Consider the following 20,185-nt stretch of genomic DNA (forward strand, 5'->3'; position numbering starts at 1 on the left):
ATCGATTCGATGTATAACCTGCGCATGCATTCTCGCATCGGCCGCCGTAACCCGCTTCACACCACCGCTATTGGTAAAGTGCTGATGGCGTGGGGTGATAAAGCCGAAGTGGGTGCGCTGTTGCAGGAAATTGAATTCACCCGCAGTACTGAAAACACCATTATGAATGCCACTGATTTACAATCGGCGCTGGAGCAGGTGCGTCTGCAAGGTTACGGTGAAGATAATGAAGAACAGGAGCAGGGGCTTCGTTGTATCGCTGTGCCAGTATTCGACCGTTTCGGCGTAGTGATCGCGGGGTTGAGTATTTCCTTCCCGACGATCCGTTTCTCTGAAGAAAGTAAGACTGACTACGTTGCGATGCTACACACAGCGGCACGTAATATTTCAGAGCAGATTGGTTTTCACGACTATCCGTTCTGATTTTTTTACTTTACGCAGCAGCAGTAAAAGATGAAAAAAAAACCGAAGCCAGCGCTTCGGTTTTTTGTTTTTGAACGTTGAGAACTTAGCGGTGAGCCAGCTCAGCTGTCTCTTCTGAATCCATCACCGTTTTATCGGTTTGTTTCAGAATCTGGCTGGTGATGGTACCGGCGGTCATGGAACCACTCACGTTCAACGCAGTACGACCCATATCGATCAGCGGCTCAACGGAGATAAGCAGCGCGACCAGCGTGACCGGCAGGCCCATTGCTGGCAACACTATCAGCGCCGCGAAGGTTGCACCGCCACCGACGCCTGCAACACCCGCAGAACTCAGTGTTACGATACCTACCAGTGTTGCAATCCACATAGGATCAAACGGGTTGATGCCGACGGTCGGAGCAACCATCACGGCCAGCATGGTTGGATAGAGACCGGCACAGCCATTCTGGCCGATAGTGGCACCGAAGGATGCGGCGAAGCTGGCGATAGATTCCGGAATACCCAGACGGCGGGTTTGCGCTTCCACGCTCAGCGGGATAGTCGCTGCGCTTGAACGGCTGGTGAACGCGAAGGTTAGCACCGGCCAGACTTTACGGAAGAATTTCGCCGGGTTAACGCCGGTGAAGGACAACAGAACAGCGTGGACGACAAACATAATCGCCAGACCCAGATATGAAGCCACTACGAAGCTGCCCAGCTTGACGATATCCTGAATGTTCGAACCTGCCACTACTTTGGTCATCAAAGCCAGCACGCCGTACGGAGTCAGTTTCATCACCAGACGCACCAGCTTCATTACCCACGCCTGAAGGGTATCAATGAACACCAGAACGCGAGGGCCTTTATCCGCATCATCTTTCACCAGTTGCAGGGCAGCAACGCCCACAAATGCGGCGAAGATCACCACGCTGATGATTGATGTCGGACTTGCACCGGTCAGATCAGCAAACGGGTTCTTAGGTATAAAGGAAAGGATTAGCTGTGGAACGCTCAGGTCCGCTACTTTGCCGACATAGTTAGACTGAATGGCGGTAAGACGCGCGGTTTCCTGCGTACCCTGTACCAGACCTTCCGCGGTCAGGCCAAACAGACCTGTCACAAAGATACCGACCAGTGAGGCGATAAGCGTGGTGAACAGCAGAGTGCCGATGGTCAGGAAACTGATTTTGCCCAATGAGGACGCATTATGTAATTTCGCGACCGCACTTAAAATAGAGACGAACACCAGCGGCATCACGATCATTTGCAGTAACTGCACATAACCATTACCGACGATGTTAAACCAGGTAATCGACGTTTTCAGAACCGGGTCATCAGAGCCGTAAATCAGCTGCAGCGCCAGACCAAAAACCACACCGAGCCCCAGACCAGCCAGGACTTTTTTTGCCAGACTCCACTGCTTGTGACGGGTTTGCGCCAGCAGTATAAGCAAAGCAACAAAAACCACTACGTTAAGAACGAGCGGAAGATTCATACCAAACTCCAGACTTATAGTTTTATATTTTAAACGGGTGTTCCAAAAAGGATTGCACCATCCCATAGCGTTGGAGTGAAGAATATCAGTTTGGGTGGCCGATCATTTATATCCAAAAAGAATGCATTATAACTTTTTGGTGATATTCGTATTAATTATCGCCGGATTGCCGCTATTTTATTCTAATCAGATAAACAGTTTCAGCAGATGATTAAATATCTCGGGATTGATTGCACCAATGATGGGCGTCCAGTCGGGCCAGAACAGCGTAAATCCGACCAGCATCAGGCAAAGCGTGCGTTCCAGCTGATTGCCTTTCTGACTGTTAATGATCGGCAAGCGAAAACGCCAGCGGCACGGCCAGAGCAGAGGAACACCCGCTGGCGTCAGCATATCGGCAAGAATATGGCTAAGGTAGCCAATGACCATGGCATGAAAGGCATCAGCCGGGATAACCCAGTCGTGGGGGAAATGGGTACGTAAAAGGAAAATACCGCCGATGACCGCCAGCAGGCTGTGCGTAAAGCCGCGATGTCCGAAAGCGCGGGCAATCGGATGGGAAATCCATTTCAGGCGCTGGCCTATCAGTGATTTCGGGTGATCAATGTCCGGCAGCAGGCACGTCAGCAAAGACCCTGGGATAATATGCCACCAGTCGCCGTGCGCCAGCTCGGGTGAGAGCTGCGCCTTCTTGGCAAATACCGCACAGGCGATAGAAAAAATGAGGTGGCCTTCCGCCGTCATGACGCGTCCGAACTGGATAACTGTTATTTTATCCAGTATAAGTGAAACTGTCACAATCTTGGAAGCGGAACCCTGTAACTAATTGTCAACGGATTGATTAAATAGGAAAAGGCGTATAAAAATACGCCTTAAAATTGTCACGTATCAATCTCAACGTGCCAGCCAGCCACCGTCGACGGCGATAGTGTAGCCATTCACATAATCCGAAGCTTTTGAGGACAGGAAAACCACTGGCCCCATCACGTCTTCCGGCAAGCCCCAGCGACCCGCCGGGATACGGTCGAGAATCTCTTTGCTACGCTCACCGTCCGCGCGAAGTTGCTCAGTATTATTGGTCGCCATGTACCCCGGTGCTATCGCATTCACGTTGACGTTATGCTTCGCCCATTCATTGGCCATCAGCCGCGTAAGGCCCATCACCGCACTTTTCGACGCGGTGTAGGAAGGCACACGTATTCCGCCCTGATAGGACAGCATCGACGCGATGTTAATGATCTTGCCACCGTTACCTTGTTTGATGAACTGTTTCGCGACGGCTTGCGACATAAAGAACAGCGTTTTGCTGTTAACGTTCATGACGTCGTCCCAGTTCTTTTCACTGAATTCGATAGCATCCTCACGGCGAATAATCCCGGCGTTATTCACCAGAATGTCGATATGACCAAATTCGCTGACCGCTTTTTCTATCAGTCCAGTAATCCCCTGAATGCTGCTTAGATCGGCACGCAGATCGAGGAAGCGACGGCCTGTTGCGATGATTTTTTCAGCTGTTTCACCTGGCTCCGACACATTGATGCCGACAATATCGCAGCCCGCCTGCGCCAGTCCGAGCGCCATTCCTTGCCCAAGGCCGGTGTTACAACCGGTCACGATGGCAACTTTGCCAGTTAATTCAAACGCATTGAGGATCATAATCAGAGTCTCTTTTGCAACGGCACATTCGCCTGAAAGATTGGAAGGCTCCGCCGTGATGTGGCGGAGTCACTGGATTAGCGAATTTCGCTGACTTTGACGTGATCCATGTCGTCGAATACCTGGTTTTCACCGACCATACCCCAGATAAAGGTATAGTTTTTCGTTCCCACGCCCGCATGAATTGACCAGCTAGGAGAAATCACCGCCTGCTCGTTGTGAACGAGCAGATGACGCGTTTCCTGTGGTTGCCCCATCATGTGGAAGACCGCAGTTTCTTCTTCCATATTGAAATAGAAATACACTTCCATACGGCGCTCATGGGTATGGCACGGCATGGTATTCCACAGGCTGCCTTCTTCCAGTTTGGTCAGCCCCATGGTCAGCTGGCAGGTTTCCAGAACGTCCGGCACGATGAATTTATTGATGGTGCGGCGATTGCTGGTGGCGGCATCGCCGATGGTTTGCGGAGAGGCTTCTGCCAGCGTGATTTTTTTGTTCGGGAAAGTGGTGTGGGCCGGAGCGCTGTTGTAGTAAAACTTGGCCGGTTTAGCGGCATCGATGCTACTGAATTCAACCCGTTTTGCGCCTTTGCCGACGTACAGCGCTTCTTCGTGACCAATTTCATAAGTTGTGCCATCGACAACAATGACGCCCGGCCCGCCGACATTGATCACTCCCAACTCACGGCGCTCAAGAAAATAGCTCACGCCGAGCTGTTTACCGACTTCATCCCCGACAGAGACAGTTTTTTCAGCTGGCATCACGCCACCAACAATTATGCGGTCGATGTGGCTGTACGTCATGGTGTAGGCATTTCTCTCGAAGATCTTTTCAATGAGAAATTCGCGGCGTAACTCAGCGGTATTAAGGGTTTTAGCGTGGTCGCTGTGGATGCTTTGACGAACTTGCATGTCGTGCCTCTCGTGCGTTGTGATGTGCATATAAAGGAGGACTTGCCGGGCTAGTCTGACCGTTGCGTGGCAGTAACAGCGTGCAGAAGCAGGAAAGCTCCCGGCTCGTCCGTATTGCAGAAAGCATAAGTTCATTGGCACGCGAATTCAATAAAAATGAAATAACGTTTTATTTATTTATGAGGCAGCTCAAGTTTTCCGATTAATCGACAAGGAGGGGAGCGGGAAGGGAATACGAAAGGGTGCGAAGGGGAAACAACGACGCAGCAGTGGATTTCAGTCTGCTACGCCGGTCAGTCAGCGGATATGCGCGGGAATGAGTTCTTCAAGTGAGGACAATTTGGTGTCTGCCAGCGCCCAGCGCGGGTCGGCGCTGAATTCATGGGCCGGAACGACTATCGAGCGCATACGGGCTGCTTTGGTGGCGATCATGCCGTTAAAGGAATCCTCCAGCGTGACGCAGTTGAGCGGATCGGTCTGCAACTCTGCGGCAGCGAGCAGGTACACTTCCGGATGGGGCTTGCTGTAAGGCAGTCTTTCGGCAGACACGCGCACCTGAAAATACGACTGCAGGTTGAACATCTCCAGCACGGTATCCAGCATGTGCAGCGGCGACGCGGAAGCCAGACCGATTTTCAGCCCCTGATCGCGGCACAGTTCCAGCGCATGCGTCACGCCAGGCAGCAGCGGGCGGGTTTGTTCAACCAGCTCAATCGTGCGGGCGATCACCATTGCTGAGGTTTCTTCCTGATTCGGCCCCTGCCACGGCAGTGCCTGATACCACATCCGCACCACCTGATCGATGCGCAGGCCGAGTGTATCCGGCAGTAAATGCCGCTGTGTGATATCCACACCGAGACTGCTGAACACATCAAGTTCTGCCTGAACCCATAAAGGTTCAGAATCAATTAACAGACCATCCATATCGAAAATTGCGGCATTAACAGGGCGTGCATAAGCCATGCGGGTGAACTCCGGATCAGTGAATGAAATGCTACTCTATCACTGGCAGTGAAAGGGATAAATCCGTTGGTCAAATTCCTAAAGGTCTTATTTTCGACGAAGTGTGGCGCTAACTGATTAAAATGATGAGCAGAGCAGACTTTCTGTGGGTAAACTTAGCCGTTGATAAAGACGTCCTAACAAGGGGAATTCATGACGTACCAACAAGCCGGACGTGTCGCAGTCCTTAAAAGGATTGCAGGGTGGGTAATTTTCATCCCTGCGCTGCTTTCTACACTGATTTCACTACTTACTTTTATTGATGAGCATACTAAAGCTCAGCAAGGCATCAATGCGGTGATGCTGGATTTCGTCCACGTCATGGTGGATATGGTGCGATTTAACACCACTTTTCTTAATATGTTCTGGTACAACTCTCCGGTGCCGTCTTTAGGCCAGGGGATGACGAGCGCGAACATTATGTTCTTCATTATTTATTGGCTGATTTTTGTCGGTCTGGCGCTTCAGGCGTCCGGCGCAAGAATGTCACGTCAGGTGAAACATATCCGGGAAGGCATTCAGGATCAGCTAATTCTGGAGCAGGCCAAAGGTGCAGAAGGGCGCACACGTCCTCAGATTGAAGAACGGATTGTGATCCCACGTCATACGATTTTTGTACAATATTTCCCACTGTATATTCTGCCAATTATCATTGCCGTTATCGGCTATTTCATTTTGAAATTGCTGGGTTTATTGGTCTAGTGGATCAGAAATTGGGCGAGCAAATATAGCGATTTCGCTGCATAAATAAGGCCTGAATATTTTAAATATTCAGGCCTTATTTGTTTGAGCTTCCACTTATTTACCCTGCTAATTAATATCGCCGTGTAACAATCTTTCTACGGCGCGTTGTGCTACCACCTGATGCTGTCCGCCGAATAAATTGCTACGGTTGAGCAGATAATATAACTGGTATATCGGCTGCCTCGAAATGAAGTCATCAGGCAACGGTGTCTTACTCTGATAGCCATCATAAAGTTGGGGAGGAACATTCGGATATAACGGCAGCATCGCCAGATCGCACTCCCTGTCGCCCCAATAACAGGCGGGATCGAAAATCACCGGGCCATTATCAGCAAGGCCGCAGTTATGCGGCCATAAATCGCCGTGTAGCAGAGAAGGTTGCGGCTGATGATTTTGAAGACGGGTATGAATTATGGCGGTTATGTCTTCGATATTGCCAAACACCATGCCTTTTTCAGCTGCCAGCTGTAACTGCCAGCCAATGCGTTGCTCTGCGAAAAATTTCGCCCAGCGTCGTTGCCAGCTGTTAGGTTGCGGAAGCGTTGCCAGTTCATTATCGAAATCCAGCCCGAACTGTAACTGTTCACTCCACTGATGGAGTGCTGCGAGCTGCTGACCTAATAAATAGGCGTTGTGGGCATCAAGCGGCTTTTGCGGAATGTATTCCAGCAGCAGAAAACTGTAATCGCGATCGCTGCCGACGCCGTACACTTCAGGAACGCGCACACTCTGGCTGCGGGCGATCAGGGCGAGCTGATCGGCTTCGGCGGCGAAAATCGGTAACATTTCACGCGCGTTGCACTTTACAAATACATCCCTGTCACCATAACTCAGCCGCCAGGCGGGATGAATTTCTCCTCCCGGAAGCTCAACACGTTCGCGGATTTCTGCACTGCCCAGATGTTCACTCAACAAACGATTGACGGCTTGCCACATGGTATCACCCCTTCTGACTGGCCCGATAATTCATTAAGTTAGCGTTTTTTTTGCCTCAAAAACCTGATCCTGCGCACGGCTGAACCAGAATAAGGCGTTAATTTACGCAATGTAAGCGTTGGCGAAATTGAGCTTTCAGGTAATGAAAAAGACAATTTAAGAATATGTGAAGTGAAACAGGTTTTATTAGCAGAATTGTCTTATCGACATGACTCTAACCCCCTTGTTTAACAAAACAATATTAATAATAGACTAAAAAGATATTCAGGTGTGGGAAGAAGATGTATATGCTACATCTCGTCCAAGTCGCGAGAGAGATAATGTGAAACCAAACATTCTTTATTTGATGGCCGCGCTATTACTGGCGGGTTGCGCTAAAGAAACGCCGGTTCAGACGACGCATTTTTTGAAACCAACACCGCCTTCGCGGGCTGATACTTCATTAATGCATCAGGGGCCTTACGGCGAAGTAATTCGTCAGGCGGCAAGCACTTACGGCGTAGATGAAACATTGGTAAAAGCCATCATTCAGGTCGAATCTGGATATAACCCAACCGTTGTCAGTAAATCGAATGCGATTGGGTTAATGCAGCTAAAGGCCTCAACGGCAGGACGCGATGCCTACCGGATGAAAGGACGTTATGGTCAACCTTCACCGCGTGATCTTAAAGATCCCGCAGTAAATATCGACTTAGGCACGGCTTATCTGAGCATTTTGCAGCAACAGCTTGCCGGGATAAGCAATCCTGAGACGCGTCGTTATGCGACAACCGTGGCGTACGTAAATGGCGCAGGGGCTCTGTTGAGAACTTTCGCGAAAGATAAGACCTTCGCGATTGCCCAAATCAATCAGATGTCACCGACCGAGTTTTATCAGCACGTTCAGAAAAAACACCCGGCGCCACAGGCTCCGCGATATTTGTGGAAAGTTAACAACGCCTATCTGGCGATGCGATAAGCGTGTCGTACCTTCTGCCAGCAGCTCAGGCTGCTGGCGGGAAGTGAGTGATAATCTCACTGATACCGTTAATCACGAACTGCACACCCATACATACCAGCAAGAATCCCATCAGTCTTGAAATCGCTTCAATGCCACTCTTCCCAACCAGACGCATAATCGCGCCAGAGCTGCGCAGCGTCAGCCATAAGATCAGGCTCACAAGGAAGAAAATCATCACCGGTGCCACCATGATCACCCAATGCGGGAAATCGACACCGTCTTTAATAGTAGACGCACTGCTGATGATCATCGCAATCGTACCCGGCCCGGCAGTACTAGGCATGGCCAGCGGGACAAACGCAATGTTCGGCGAATCCTGCCTTTTCATTTCTTCGGTTTTGTTTTCCATCAGCACTTTTTCTTCCACGTGTTGCTGAGGGAAAAGCATCCGGAAACCGATAAACGTTACGATAAGACCGCCTGCGATACGCAGACCAGGAATAGAAATACCAAAGGTATTCATAACTACCTGTCCGGCATAGTAGGCCACCATCATGATAATGAAGACGTATACCGAGGCCATCAGCGATTGCTGGTTTCTCTCCTGCGCGGTCATATTCCCGGAAAGGCCCAGCAACAAAGCCACGGTCGTGAGCGGATTTGCCAGCGGCAGAATCACCACCAGACCTAATCCAATTGCCTGAAATAACTGGCCGACTTCTGTCATAAATTTCCCTTTTAGTGTGCGTCTTTCATTTACCTTAGCTGCTCCGGGAGTGATTACACGAAAAATATCCGCACTAAGCAACACAGGTTGCTGGAAATGCGCACTTTACGGGTGGTAAACTCCTTGTCTGTTTTTGCGTCGCATCCCGATACGACACTGTGATGTATTCAGGGTGCTTATATTCGGCAAGGTAAAGCTGAATAGCGTGAATAACTATACGAACTCAAACTCAAATATTTTTCTAGATGTGCTCTGTCGTGTGGGGCACCACTGTAGATTAAGGAATTAACATGCCTGTTATTACTCTTCCTGACGGAAGCCAGCGCGTTTTTGATCGTCCCGTTTCTCCTCTTGATGTTGCCCTTGATATCGGTCCTGGTCTGGCGAAAGCCTGTATCGCTGGCCGCGTTAATGGCGAACTGGTGGATGCTACCGACCTTATCGAGGCCGATGCACAACTGGCGATCATTACCACTAAAGACGAAGCCGGTCTTGAAATTCTGCGCCACTCCTGTGCGCACCTTTTGGGTCATGCCATTAAACAACTGTGGCCTGACACCAAAATGGCTATCGGCCCGGTTATCGATAATGGCTTCTATTACGACGTGGATTTAGATCGTACGTTGACTCAGGAAGACATCGAACTGCTTGAAAAGCGCATGCACGAACTGGCTGAAAAGAATTACGACGTTATTAAAAAGAAAGTCAGCTGGCAGGAAGCACGCGATACCTTTGCAAGCCGTGGCGAAGAATACAAAGTGGCGATCCTGGATGAGAACATCAGTCATGATGACCGTCCTGGCCTGTATCACCACGAAGAATACGTCGATATGTGTCGTGGTCCTCACGTTCCGAACATGCGTTTTTGCCATCATTTCAAATTGCAGAAAACTTCCGGTGCGTACTGGCGTGGCAACAGCGACAACAAAATGCTGCAACGTATTTACGGCACAGCATGGGCTGAGAAAAAACAACTTAATGCCTACCTGCAACGTCTGGAAGAAGCCGGCAAGCGCGATCACCGTAAAATCGGTAAGCAACTTGACCTGTACCACATGCAGGAAGAAGCACCAGGCATGGTGTTCTGGCACAATGACGGTTGGACAATTTTCCGTGAGCTGGAAGCCTTCGTACGCATGAAACTGAAGTCTTACGACTATCAGGAAGTGAAAGGTCCATTCATGATGGATCGCGTGCTGTGGGAAAAAACAGGTCACTGGGAAAACTACAAAGAAGCGATGTTCACCACGTCTTCTGAAAACCGTGAATATTGCATCAAACCGATGAACTGCCCGGGCCATGTTCAGATCTTCAATCAGGGTCTGAAATCGTACCGTGACCTGCCGCTGCGTATGGCAGAGTTCGGCAGCTGTCACCGTAACGAGCCATCAGGTGCATTGCACGGTCTGATGCGCGTTCGTGGTTTCACTCAGGATGATGCCCATATCTTCTGTACAGAAGAGCAGGTACGTGATGAAGTGAACAGCTGCATCCGCATGGTCTATGACATGTACAGCACTTTTGGTTTCCAGAAGATTGTGGTGAAATTATCCACCCGTCCTGAGAAGCGCATCGGTACTGATGAAATGTGGACTCGCGCTGAGGATGATCTCGCGGCAGCACTGACTGAAAACGAGATTCCGTTCGATTATCAGCCGGGTGAAGGTGCGTTCTACGGTCCAAAAATTGAATTTACCTTGTACGATTGTTTGGATCGTGCGTGGCAGTGTGGTACCGTGCAGCTCGACTTTTCATTACCTGGTCGTTTGAACGCGTCGTATATTGGCGAAAGCAACGACCGTCAGGTTCCGGTAATGATTCACCGTGCTATTCTGGGTTCAATGGAGCGCTTCATTGGTATTCTGACTGAAGAATACGCAGGCTTCTTCCCAACATGGATGGCTCCGGTTCAGGTAGTGATCATGAATATCACTGATACACAAGCTACCTATGTCGAAGAATTAACCAAAAAACTGCAAGATGCAGGCATTCGCGTTAAAGCCGACTTGAGAAATGAGAAGATTGGCTTTAAAATTCGCGAACACACGCTACGCCGTGTTCCTTACATGTTAGTTTGTGGCGATAAAGAGGTCGAAGCAGGCAAAGTTGCTGTTCGTACTCGTCGCGGCAAAGACTTAGGAAGCATGGATGTTAGCGAAGTCGTTGACAAACTGCTGGCGGAAATCCGCAGCAGAAGTCTTCATCAACTGGAGGAATAAAGTATTAAAGGCGGAAAACGAGTTCAACCGGCGCGTCCTAATCGCATTAACAAAGAGATTCGCGCGCAAGAAGTTCGCCTCACAGGCGTCGATGGCGAGCAGATTGGTATTGTCAGTCTGAATGAAGCTCTTGAAAAAGCTGAGGAAGCGGGCGTCGATTTAGTAGAAATCAGTCCGAATGCCGAGCCGCCAGTTTGTCGAATCATGGATTACGGCAAATTCCTCTACGAGAAGAGCAAGTCGACTAAAGAGCAGAAGAAGAAACAAAAAGTTATTCAGGTTAAGGAAATCAAATTCCGACCTGGTACCGATGATGGCGACTATCAGGTCAAACTACGCAACCTGATTCGCTTTCTGGAAGATGGCGATAAAGCCAAAATCACCCTGCGGTTCCGTGGGCGTGAAATGGCGCACCAACAGATCGGTATGGAAGTGCTTAACCGCGTCCGTAAAGACCTGTGTGAAGATTCTGAACTGGCCGTTGTCGAATCCTTCCCTACGAAGATCGAAGGTCGTCAGATGATCATGGTGCTCGCACCTAAGAAGAAACAGTAAGGCTTCCAAGTAATCCTGCTGCGCGGTGTTCGCACCGCGTATGCTGGATTCGCCTTTCTGATTCATGTTAATAACAATGCGAAGTGGAATGTAAAATGCCAAAGATCAAAACAGTACGCGGCGCCGCTAAACGCTTCAAAAAAACCGCCAACGGTGGTTTTAAGCGTAAGCACGCTAACCTGCGTCATATTCTGACCAAAAAAGCTACTAAGCGTAAACGTCACTTGCGTCCAAAAGGCATGGTATCCAAGAACGATTTGGGCCTTGTCTCTGCATGTCTGCCGTACGCATAAATACACTTTTTTTCATCTAGAATATAAAACTCAGGAGAGCATATGGCTCGCGTAAAACGTGGTGTGATTGCACGTGCACGTCACAAGAAAATTTTAAAGCAGGCGAAAGGTTACTACGGTGCCCGTTCGCGCGTATATCGTGTTGCATTCCAGGCTGTTATCAAAGCTGGTCAATACGCTTACCGTGACCGTCGTCAAAAGAAACGTCAGTTCCGTCAGCTGTGGATCGCGCGTATCAACGCAGCAGCTCGTCAGAACGACATGTCTTACAGCAAATTCATTAACGGCTTGAAAAAAGCTTCTATTGAAATTGACCGTAAGATTTTGGCTGACATCGCAGTCTTCGACAAAGTGGTATTTGCCGCTCTGGTTGAGAAAGCGAAAGCAGCACTGGCGTAAGTCAGGTGAAAGAGGGAGCTTGCTCCCTCTTTTATATTTTGTGTTTGTAAGTAACTCCATTCATTGTGTACTATCGTCACTCGTGTTTTAACAGTTTTTTCAACAAGGTAACGCAAGCATGAATGCTGCTATTTTCCGTTTCTTTTTTTACTTTAGCGCCTGACTCAGGAAGGCTTTCGCGCGTAAGAGAAGAAACGAAAAGTAGCGCCTAAGCCTCCCTCGTGGAGGCTTTTTTGTATCTGTGCTTTATACACTAAGGTTCAGGGTCAAAATCGCGCCCCTGATTAATCACGGTTATTTTACATCGGGCCATTTTGGCCAGAAGAAGAGGAAAGCAATGCCACATCTCGCAGAGCTGGTTGCCAACGCCAAGGCAGCCGTAGAGAGTGCTCAGGATATCGCCACGCTGGATAACGTGCGTGTCGAATATCTGGGTAAGAAAGGCCACCTGACACTCCAGATGACGACCCTCCGTGACTTGCCAGCGGATGAACGCCCGGCGGCGGGTGCCGTGATCAACGAAGCGAAAACGCAGGTTCAGGAAGCTTTGAATGCGCGTAAAAATACGCTGGAGTCCGCAGTACTGAATGCCCGTCTGGCCGAAGAAACAATTGACGTTTCCCTGCCAGGCCGCCGTATAGAAAACGGTGGTTTGCATCCGGTGACCCGTACTATCGACCGCATTGAAACCTTCTTCGGTGAATTAGGCTTTACCGTGGAAACCGGTCCGGAAATCGAAGATGATTACCATAACTTTGATGCCCTGAATATTCCTGGCCACCATCCGGCGCGCGCAGACCACGACACCTTCTGGTTTGATGCTAAACGTCTGCTGCGTACGCAGACATCCGGTGTGCAGATCCGCACCATGAAAGACCAGCAACCGCCTATCCGCATCATTGCCCCGGGCCGCGTATATCGTAATGATTACGATCAGACGCATACCCCGATGTTCCATCAGATGGAAGGCCTGATTGTTGATAAAGACATCAGCTTCTCCAATCTGAAAGGCACACTGCACGATTTCCTGAACAACTTCTTCGAAGCTGATTTGCAGATCCGTTTCCGTCCATCTTATTTCCCGTTCACCGAGCCTTCTGCGGAAGTTGACGTCATGGGCAAAAACGGCAAATGGCTGGAAGTGCTGGGCTGCGGCATGGTGCACCCGAACGTATTGCGTAACGTCGGCATTGATCCGGAAGTGTATTCCGGTTTTGCCTTCGGTATGGGCATGGAACGTCTGACCATGTTGCGTTATGGCGTAACTGACCTGCGTGCATTCTTCGAAAATGATCTGCGTTTCCTCAAACAGTTTAAGTAAGGCGGGAATATCACATGAAATTCAGTGAACTCTGGTTGCGTGAGTGGGTAAACCCAGCCATCAGCAGCGAGGCATTATCTGACCAAATCACTATGGCCGGTCTGGAAGTGGACGGCGTTGATCCGGTTGCTGGCGCATTCAATGGCGTCGTTGTCGGTGAAGTGGTTGAGTGCGGTCAGCACCCGAACGCCGACAAACTGCGTGTTACCAAAGTGAACGTCGGCGGCGATCGTCTGCTGGACATCGTTTGTGGCGCACCTAACTGCCGTCAGGGTCTGAAGGTTGCTGTGGCGACCGTCGGTGCCGTACTGCCGGGTGATTTCAAGATCAAAGCGGCTAAGCTTCGCGGTGAGCCTTCAGAAGGGATGCTGTGCTCGTTCTCCGAGCTGGGTATTTCCGAAGATCACGACGGTATCATCGAGCTGCCGCTGGATGCTCCGGTTGGCACGGATATCCGCGAATTCCTGAAGCTGGACGATAACACCATCGAAATCAGCGTGACGCCAAACCGGGCTGATTGCCTCGGTATCATTGGCGTAGCCCGTGATGTTGCTGTGGTTAACCAACTGCCTTTAGTTGAACCTGAGATGAATCCGGTCGCAGCAACCATCGACGCTTCCGTGTCTATTGACGTTCAGGCACCAGACGCATGCCCGCGCTATTTAGGCCGTGTGGTCAAAGGCATTAATGTTAAAGCGCCAACGCCATTGTGGATGCGTGAAAAACTGCGTCGTTGCGGCACCCGTTCTATTGATGCCGTGGTGGATATCACTAACTACGTGCTGCTGGAACTCGGTCAGCCTATGCACGCCTTCGATCTGAGCCGTATCAACGGCGGTATCGTGGTGCGTATGGCGCAGAAAGATGAAGCGCTGACGCTGCTTGATGGCACAGAAGCCAAGCTGAAAGAAGATACGCTGGTTATTGCCGATCATGATAAAGCGCTGGCGATGGCCGGTATCTTTGGTGGTGAGCATTCTGGCGTGAACGATGAAACCCAGGATGTCCTGCTTGAGTCGGCATTCTTTGCTCCGCTGTCGATCACGGGTCGTGCGCGCCGTCAGGGTTTGCATACCGATGCTTCACACCGCTATGAGCGTGGCGTTGACCCTGAGCTGCAACACAAAGCTATCGAGCGCGCTACCGCGCTGCTGCTGAGCATTTGTGGTGGTGAAGCCGGCCCGGTCATTGATGTGACTTCTCAGGCTCATCTGCCGAAAGCCGCTACCATTACGCTACGTCGTGAAAAGCTGGATCGCCTGATTGGACACCACGTTGAAGACGCACAGGTGACGGACATTCTGACCCGTCTGGGCTGCAAAGTTGATCACAAAGGCGATCACTGGGTGGCTGTAGCGCCGAGCTGGCGTTTCGACATGCAGATTGAAGAAGATTTGGTGGAAGAAGTTGCCCGCATTTACGGCTACAACAACATTCCTGATGTGCCGGTGAAAGCCAATCTGGAAATGACTAAGCACCGCGAAGCCAATTTGTCACTGAAACGAGTGAAAAATCTGCTGGTTGACCGTGGTTTCCAGGAAGCGATCACCTACAGTTTTGTGGATCCTAAAGTGCAGGCGTTACTGCATCCGGGCGAAGAAGCGCTGATCCTGCCAAGCCCGATTTCGGTTGAAATGTCGGCTATGCGCCTTTCCCTGTGGTCAGGTTTGCTGACGGCGGTGGTAAATAACCAAAATCGTCAGCAAAGCCGCGTGCGTTTATTCGAAAGCGGCCTTCGCTTTGTGCCTGATACCCAAGCTGATTTAGGTATCCGTCAGGACGTCATGCTGTCAGGGGTGATTTCCGGCAATAAAAATGAAGAGCATTGGGATCTGGCGCGTCAGGCCGTTGACTACTACGATTTGAAAGGTGATCTTGAGGCGATTCTTGAGCTTACCGGCAAAATGAACGACGTGCAGTTCCGGGTTGAAGCAAATCCTGCATTGCATCCGGGGCAGAGTGCTGCAATTTATTTACGCGGCGAACGTATTGGTTTCATTGGTGTAGTCCATCCTGAACTCGAACGTAAACTCGATCTCAATGGCCGTACTGTGGTCTTCGAAATGCTGTGGAATAAGGTCTCAGACCGCGTACTGCCTGATGCTAAAGAGATTTCCCGCTTCCCGGCGAACCGTCGTGATATCGCTGTTGTTGTGGCTGAAAAGGTGCCCGCAGACGATATTTTGGCAGAGTGCAAGAAAGTTGGCGCAAATCAGGTAGTTGGCGTAAACTTGTTTGATGTGTACCGTGGCAAGGGCGTAGCGGAAGGTTACAAGAGCCTGGCTATCAGTCTGGTGTTGCAGGATACCGGCCGTACACTGGAAGAAGAGGAGATCGCCGCTACCGTTGCAAAATGCGTAGAGGCTCTAAAACAGCGATTCCAAGCATCCTTGAGGGATTGAACCTATGGCGCTTACTAAAGCTGAAATGTCAGAACACCTGTTTGAGAAGCTTGGGCTTAGCAAACGGGATGCCAAAGACCTTGTTGAAATATTTTTCGAAGAAGTTCGTAGAGCTTTGGAAAATGGCGAGCAAGTTAAACTGTCTGGCTTTGGCAATTTCGATCTGCGTGACAAAAACCAACGTCCGGGACGTAACCCGAAAACCGGCGAAGATATTCCGATCACGGCGCGTCGTGTGGTGACTTTCCGTCCGGGACAAAAATTGAAGAGTCGCGTAGAGAATGCCACTCCGAAAGAATAAGTAACATCTTCTGAAAGGCCGCGAAAGCGGCCTTTTTTTTGGCTGCAATTTGACCCGGTGACACCAGCATTTTTTACGCCGTTAAGCAATTCGCGCAGAAAGTGAAAAGATAGTGTTAAAGGGGTGGGCTGTTCAGGATTAGTCTGATAGATTTAATTTCAAGGCGGAACAGGGGGGGTGTATTCATTGATTCTGATTTCTCATTAAAAATAAAATTTTAAAAAATGAGTATTTCAATGATGAAAAAAAGGGACCGAAGCCCCTTAAATTAAATTCCGCATTCTGGCGCAGATAAATAATGCCTGATGCCCTAGATTATGTATCCGCTTTAACCCGAATGAAATGAATTCGTTATGTGATTAATGGTTATAAAACATGCGAGGACCACCAGGGCCGCCGCCATGACCACCACCGTGACCGCCGCCACCACCAGGGCCCCAGAACGGAGGAAACAGACAGCCGCTCAGGCTGACTACAACCAGGGCAACACTTAACAGGGCTATAATACGACGCATAAAATACATCCTTTGCTTGAATAAACACTGTGAGTATAAATAAATCTTTAATAACCTGTTGTCAGGGTTAAGTTAAGATTTGTTAATGTCGTCGTAAGAATTGAATAGATAACGAACTCAATCCTGCTGAATTATTTCAAGCAGGATATGTTTGTATTTATTGTGTAAGGTCGCAGCAAGTTAAACGAAAATCCGCCTATTCCTCATAGTCAGTATCAATTCCCCCTGATATAAAAAACACGTCATAAAAAATTAAGAAGGCGTGACTATCGTGAAAAAATCTCTTTTATTGCTTTGTTGTGCGCTGGCATTGCCTGTGATCGCACAGGCAAATGTTTCTATTGACCTTAACGTACCAGGCGTTTCGCTTCACCTCGGGGATCAGGATCAGCGCGGTTACTACTGGGATGGTTATGACTGGCGTCCGCCGCAGTGGTGGCGTGCTCATCAGGGCCATCATTACGGTGAGCGCAATGAGCGTGGCATGTACTGGCACGGCAACCGCTGGGATTCAAAACCGCCTCAGCGCGGTCATAGCGAGCCGCATAATCAGGGGCGTCCGAAGGGGGGCGACCATCATGATAACCGTGATAATAACGGTCATCAGGGTGGCAACAACGGTGGCGGTAACAATGGCCATCAGGGCGGTAACAACGGCCATCAGGGGAACGGGCAGCCGATCCCTCCGAATGGTCAGCCGGGGCGTTAATCACCCGTGATTGTAAAAAATACCAAAGCCGGTGCTCAGTCACCGGCTTTTTCATTTTCTGTTTCCGTACACTAGAGCTAACTGCCTAATATCGGTAGGATAGCGAAATTCTTCTTTTTCCCGTCCGCTTCTGGAATCTGCAATTCATGTCAATCCGGCAGACTTTTTCTGCACTCGAACAACGGCAAAAGCAGCGCGATCACCGCGGTGTGTTTGTTCTGTCTGTTCTTTTGATTCTGGTGCTGACGCTAAGCCTCAGTGCAGGCGAAAACTGGTTATGGCCCAATCAATGGCTGAGCAGTGAAGCGAGGTTGTTCGTATGGCAACTGCGTCTCCCGCGTGCGATTGCGGTGATTCTGGTCGGTGCGAGCCTGGCTGTCGCCGGCGCAGTGATGCAGTCGCTGTTTGAAAACCCGCTTGCAGAACCCGGCCTGCTTGGTGTCGCTAACGGTGCGGGCGTGGCGCTGGTATTTTGTGTCATGTTCGGCCACGGAATGCTGCCGGTCTGGCTGATGAGCCTCGCCGCCGTGGCTGGCGCGCTGGTGGTCACTTTCTTCCTTCTGTATGCCGCCCGCAGGCACCGGCTAACCAATGCCCGTTTGCTACTGGTGGGCGTCGCCATCGGGATTGTGTGCAGTGCGCTGATGACCTGGACTATCTATTTCAGCAGTAACATGGATCTCCGACAGCTCATGTACTGGATGATGGGGGGTTTTGGCGGCGTTGACTGGCGGCAAATCTGGCTCGGGATCATGTTATTACCCGTGCTGCTCTGGCTGACCTTTCAGGGCAAAACGTTAAACTTGCTGTCACTGGGCACCTTACAGGCCCGGCAGCTAGGTGTCTCACTGACGACGTGGCGATATATTCTGGTGCTCGCGGTTGGCTGGATGGTCGGACTGAGCGTTGCGCTGGCAGGTGTGATAGGGTTTATCGGTCTGGTGATCCCTCATATCCTTCGGTTGTGTGGTATGACTGACCAGCGCCGTTTGCTACCGGCCTGTGCGCTGTGTGGCGCGGCGGTGTTATTGCTGGCGGATGTGCTGTCGCGGATCGGGCTGTACGCGGCCGAACTGCCGATTGGCGTGGTGACTGCCACGCTGGGCGCGCCGGTGTTTATCTGGTTACTGGTCAGAGTCGGACAAATTCGCTGAGCGGGATCCCTGCAATCAATCCTTATTCCTTACCTTTCACTATCAGGATAAAAAACGATGAGTAATGACATTTTTGATATCTCCCTGAAAACCATTGATGGCCAGACTAAAACACTGGGCGATTACAAAGGTTCGGTACTGCTGGTGGTCAATGTGGCGTCGCAGTGCGGCCTGACCAAGCAATACGAAGGTCTGGAAAACATTTATCAGGCATGGCACGACCGTGGCTTTGAAGTGCTTGGTTTCCCGTGCAATGAGTTTGGAGCACAGGAGCCGGGCACAGAAGACGAAATCAAAACCTTCTGCACCACGCAGTTTGGCGTGAAATTCCCGATGTTCAGCAAGATTGACGTCAATGGCGAACACCGCCATCCGCTGTACAGCGCGCTGATTGCCGCCCGTCCAGAAGCAGTCAAACCAGAAGCCAGCGGTTTCTACGAGCGTCTGGCCAGCAAAGGCCGTCAGCCGGTCAAACCAGAAAATATTCTGTGGAACTTCGAGAAATTCCTCATCGGACGCGACGGCACCGTGGTGCAGCGCTTTGCGCCGGATATGGCACCGGAAGATCCGATTCTGATGGAAGCCATCAAAGCCGCACTGGCGAAATAAGTTAAATCCTCAAAAGGGCAGGGAACGCAGATGCTGGAGTGTCGTGAGATAAGTGTGGAAGGGCGTCTTCAGGCGTTTAACGCAAATATTGCGCCGGGCAGCCGCGTTCACCTCATCGGGCCAAACGGTGCGGGGAAAAGTACCTTGCTGGCGAGGCTGGCCGGGGTGTTTGAAGGCAAGGGCGAAGTCAAAGGCGATGTGCTGTTTAACGGCCAGCCGGTTTCTGCTTTCTCCGGTGTTCAACTCGCCCGACTGCGCGCCTGGCTTTGCCAGCAACTTACACCGGCATCCCTGATGCCGGTTTTTCAATATTTATCTTTGCATCAGCCTCGTCTCGCCGATCCCGCCGCGCTGGAACATACCATCACACGGCTTTGCGATGCGTTACAGCTTAGTGACAAACTGGCCAAACCGGTCACGCATCTTTCCGGTGGCGAATGGCAGCGGGTGCGGCTGGCAGCGGTGTTATTGCAGGTCTGGCCGGCGGTGAATCCTGACTCGCAAATTCTCTTGCTGGATGAACCGATGAACAGTCTTGATGTGGCGCAGCAGCAGGCGCTGGATCAGTTGCTGACCGAATTATGTGCCGCCGGACGTTCTGTCATAATGAGCGATCACGATTTGAATCACACTCTGCACTATGCCCGTCAGGTCTGGCTGATGTCCGCAGGGGAAGTGATCGCTGCCGGTGAATGTGCTGATGTGATGCAGGTTGAGCGTCTTTCACAGGTGTATCACGTCACATTTCAGATACATTCTCTGGCAGGCCGTCAGTGGATAATGACCACGGCGAAGTCTTCCTTCTAAAAAATGAATAGCAGTTTAATTATATTTAAAACCCGCAATGTGCCAATGTTAGCCCTTAATTGCTCATAAAAAATACTCATCA

At 50.4% G+C, this 20,185-nt stretch carries 23 protein-coding genes and 1 other annotated feature; of the genes, 15 read left to right on the forward strand and 8 right to left on the reverse strand.

What is annotated here, in order from left to right; all coding sequences use genetic code 11:
* Nucleotides 1-423 (forward strand): IclR family transcriptional regulator domain-containing protein (locus TU92_RS18035; RefSeq protein WP_282432552.1); only part of this gene is annotated, 423 nt, incomplete at its 5' end.
* Nucleotides 424-508: 85 nt separating this feature from the next.
* On the opposite strand, the gene TU92_RS18040 is transcribed toward TU92_RS18035, so the two are convergent.
* From TU92_RS18040 to hxpB, 5 genes are all read right to left on the reverse strand, one after another.
* On the reverse strand, nt 509-1,900 hold the full coding sequence (locus TU92_RS18040) for an L-cystine transporter (RefSeq protein WP_112168568.1): 1,392 nt from the start codon (nt 1,898-1,900) through the stop codon (nt 509-511).
* A 186-nt stretch (nt 1,901-2,086) separates the two neighbouring features.
* Entirely contained in the window at nt 2,087-2,644 is a 558-nt protein-coding gene (locus TU92_RS18045) for a metal-dependent hydrolase (RefSeq protein ID WP_112168569.1), read from the reverse strand.
* Between the two features lie 150 nt (nt 2,645-2,794).
* Entirely contained in the window at nt 2,795-3,556 is a 762-nt protein-coding gene (gene kduD, locus TU92_RS18050) for a 2-dehydro-3-deoxy-D-gluconate 5-dehydrogenase KduD (RefSeq protein WP_112168570.1), read from the reverse strand.
* Nucleotides 3,557-3,633: 77 nt separating this feature from the next.
* A complete protein-coding gene (gene kduI / locus TU92_RS18055) occupies nt 3,634-4,470 on the reverse strand; it encodes a 5-dehydro-4-deoxy-D-glucuronate isomerase (RefSeq protein ID WP_112168571.1) in 837 nt (278 codons plus the stop codon).
* Nucleotides 4,471-4,767: 297 nt separating this feature from the next.
* Entirely contained in the window at nt 4,768-5,433 is a 666-nt protein-coding gene (hxpB, locus tag TU92_RS18060) for a hexitol phosphatase HxpB (RefSeq protein ID WP_112168572.1), read from the reverse strand.
* 192 nt (nt 5,434-5,625) lie between these two features.
* Here hxpB and TU92_RS18065 point away from each other — a divergent pair, with 192 nt between their 5' ends.
* Entirely contained in the window at nt 5,626-6,174 is a 549-nt protein-coding gene (locus TU92_RS18065) for a YniB family protein (protein ID WP_112168573.1), read from the forward strand.
* A 108-nt stretch (nt 6,175-6,282) separates the two neighbouring features.
* Here the strand turns inward: TU92_RS18065 and TU92_RS18070 are convergent, their stop codons facing one another.
* On the reverse strand, nt 6,283-7,152 hold the full coding sequence (locus TU92_RS18070; protein WP_112168574.1) for a fructosamine kinase family protein: 870 nt from the start codon (nt 7,150-7,152) through the stop codon (nt 6,283-6,285).
* Nucleotides 7,153-7,474: 322 nt separating this feature from the next.
* Between TU92_RS18070 and TU92_RS18075 the strand changes: the two genes are divergently transcribed.
* The gene (locus TU92_RS18075; RefSeq protein WP_112168575.1) at nt 7,475-8,110 is read left to right on the forward strand and encodes a transglycosylase SLT domain-containing protein; all 636 of its coding nucleotides are present in this window, start codon (nt 7,475-7,477) and stop codon (nt 8,108-8,110) included.
* Nucleotides 8,111-8,135: 25 nt separating this feature from the next.
* Here the strand turns inward: TU92_RS18075 and TU92_RS18080 are convergent, their stop codons facing one another.
* Entirely contained in the window at nt 8,136-8,819 is a 684-nt protein-coding gene (locus TU92_RS18080) for a MarC family NAAT transporter (RefSeq protein WP_112168576.1), read from the reverse strand.
* A gap of 290 nt (nt 8,820-9,109) precedes the next feature.
* On the opposite strand from TU92_RS18080, the gene thrS reads away from it, so the two are divergent.
* The 8 genes from thrS (at nt 9,110) to ihfA (ending at nt 16,309) form a co-directional block, all read left to right on the forward strand.
* On the forward strand, nt 9,110-11,038 hold the full coding sequence (gene thrS / locus TU92_RS18085) for a threonine--tRNA ligase (protein ID WP_112168577.1): 1,929 nt from the start codon (nt 9,110-9,112) through the stop codon (nt 11,036-11,038).
* A 3-nt stretch (nt 11,039-11,041) separates the two neighbouring features.
* Nucleotides 11,042-11,593: a translation initiation factor IF-3 gene (infC, locus tag TU92_RS18090; protein WP_013576136.1), complete on the forward strand. Its 552-nt coding sequence runs from the start codon at nt 11,042-11,044 to the stop codon at nt 11,591-11,593.
* A 95-nt stretch (nt 11,594-11,688) separates the two neighbouring features.
* The gene (gene rpmI, locus TU92_RS18095) at nt 11,689-11,886 is read left to right on the forward strand and encodes a 50S ribosomal protein L35 (RefSeq protein ID WP_056773448.1); all 198 of its coding nucleotides are present in this window, start codon (nt 11,689-11,691) and stop codon (nt 11,884-11,886) included.
* Between the two features lie 42 nt (nt 11,887-11,928).
* Nucleotides 11,929-12,285, forward strand: coding sequence for a 50S ribosomal protein L20 (gene rplT, locus TU92_RS18100; protein WP_056773451.1), 357 nt, complete (start codon nt 11,929-11,931; stop codon nt 12,283-12,285).
* 113 nt (nt 12,286-12,398) lie between these two features.
* Nucleotides 12,399-12,523: a sequence feature (Phe leader region), on the forward strand.
* Nucleotides 12,404-12,448 (forward strand): pheST operon leader peptide PheM, encoded by a 45-nt coding sequence (gene pheM, locus TU92_RS22325; RefSeq protein ID WP_106120997.1) that lies wholly within the window; start codon nt 12,404-12,406, stop codon nt 12,446-12,448. Its footprint overlaps the feature before it by 45 nt.
* Before the next feature lie 99 nt (nt 12,524-12,622).
* Nucleotides 12,623-13,606 carry a phenylalanine--tRNA ligase subunit alpha gene (pheS, locus tag TU92_RS18105; protein WP_112168578.1) on the forward strand — a complete coding sequence of 328 codons (984 nt, stop codon included), beginning with the start codon at nt 12,623-12,625 and terminating at the stop codon, nt 13,604-13,606.
* Between the two features lie 14 nt (nt 13,607-13,620).
* Nucleotides 13,621-16,008, forward strand: coding sequence for a phenylalanine--tRNA ligase subunit beta (gene pheT / locus TU92_RS18110; RefSeq protein WP_112168579.1), 2,388 nt, complete (start codon nt 13,621-13,623; stop codon nt 16,006-16,008).
* Nucleotides 16,009-16,012: 4 nt separating this feature from the next.
* Nucleotides 16,013-16,309, forward strand: a complete 297-nt coding sequence (ihfA, locus tag TU92_RS18115; RefSeq protein WP_004089944.1) for an integration host factor subunit alpha — start codon at nt 16,013-16,015, stop codon at nt 16,307-16,309.
* A gap of 359 nt (nt 16,310-16,668) precedes the next feature.
* On the opposite strand, the gene TU92_RS22330 is transcribed toward ihfA, so the two are convergent.
* Nucleotides 16,669-16,824, reverse strand: a complete 156-nt coding sequence (locus TU92_RS22330) for a lipoprotein (protein ID WP_167457459.1) — start codon at nt 16,822-16,824, stop codon at nt 16,669-16,671.
* A 271-nt stretch (nt 16,825-17,095) separates the two neighbouring features.
* Here TU92_RS22330 and TU92_RS18120 point away from each other — a divergent pair, with 271 nt between their 5' ends.
* From TU92_RS18120 to btuD, 4 genes are all read left to right on the forward strand, one after another.
* The gene (locus tag TU92_RS18120) at nt 17,096-17,533 is read left to right on the forward strand and encodes a DUF2502 domain-containing protein (RefSeq protein ID WP_112168580.1); all 438 of its coding nucleotides are present in this window, start codon (nt 17,096-17,098) and stop codon (nt 17,531-17,533) included.
* A gap of 146 nt (nt 17,534-17,679) precedes the next feature.
* Nucleotides 17,680-18,687: a vitamin B12 ABC transporter permease BtuC gene (gene btuC / locus TU92_RS18125; protein ID WP_112168581.1), complete on the forward strand. Its 1,008-nt coding sequence runs from the start codon at nt 17,680-17,682 to the stop codon at nt 18,685-18,687.
* Between the two features lie 57 nt (nt 18,688-18,744).
* Nucleotides 18,745-19,296 (forward strand): glutathione peroxidase, encoded by a 552-nt coding sequence (locus TU92_RS18130; RefSeq protein WP_112168582.1) that lies wholly within the window; start codon nt 18,745-18,747, stop codon nt 19,294-19,296.
* Between the two features lie 30 nt (nt 19,297-19,326).
* On the forward strand, nt 19,327-20,103 hold the full coding sequence (gene btuD / locus TU92_RS18135; RefSeq protein ID WP_112168583.1) for a vitamin B12 ABC transporter ATP-binding protein BtuD: 777 nt from the start codon (nt 19,327-19,329) through the stop codon (nt 20,101-20,103).
* Nucleotides 20,104-20,185: the final 82 nt, after the last annotated feature.

The organism is Rahnella inusitata, assembly GCF_003263515.1.
GTDB classification, from domain to species: Bacteria; Pseudomonadota; Gammaproteobacteria; order Enterobacterales; family Enterobacteriaceae; genus Rahnella; species Rahnella inusitata.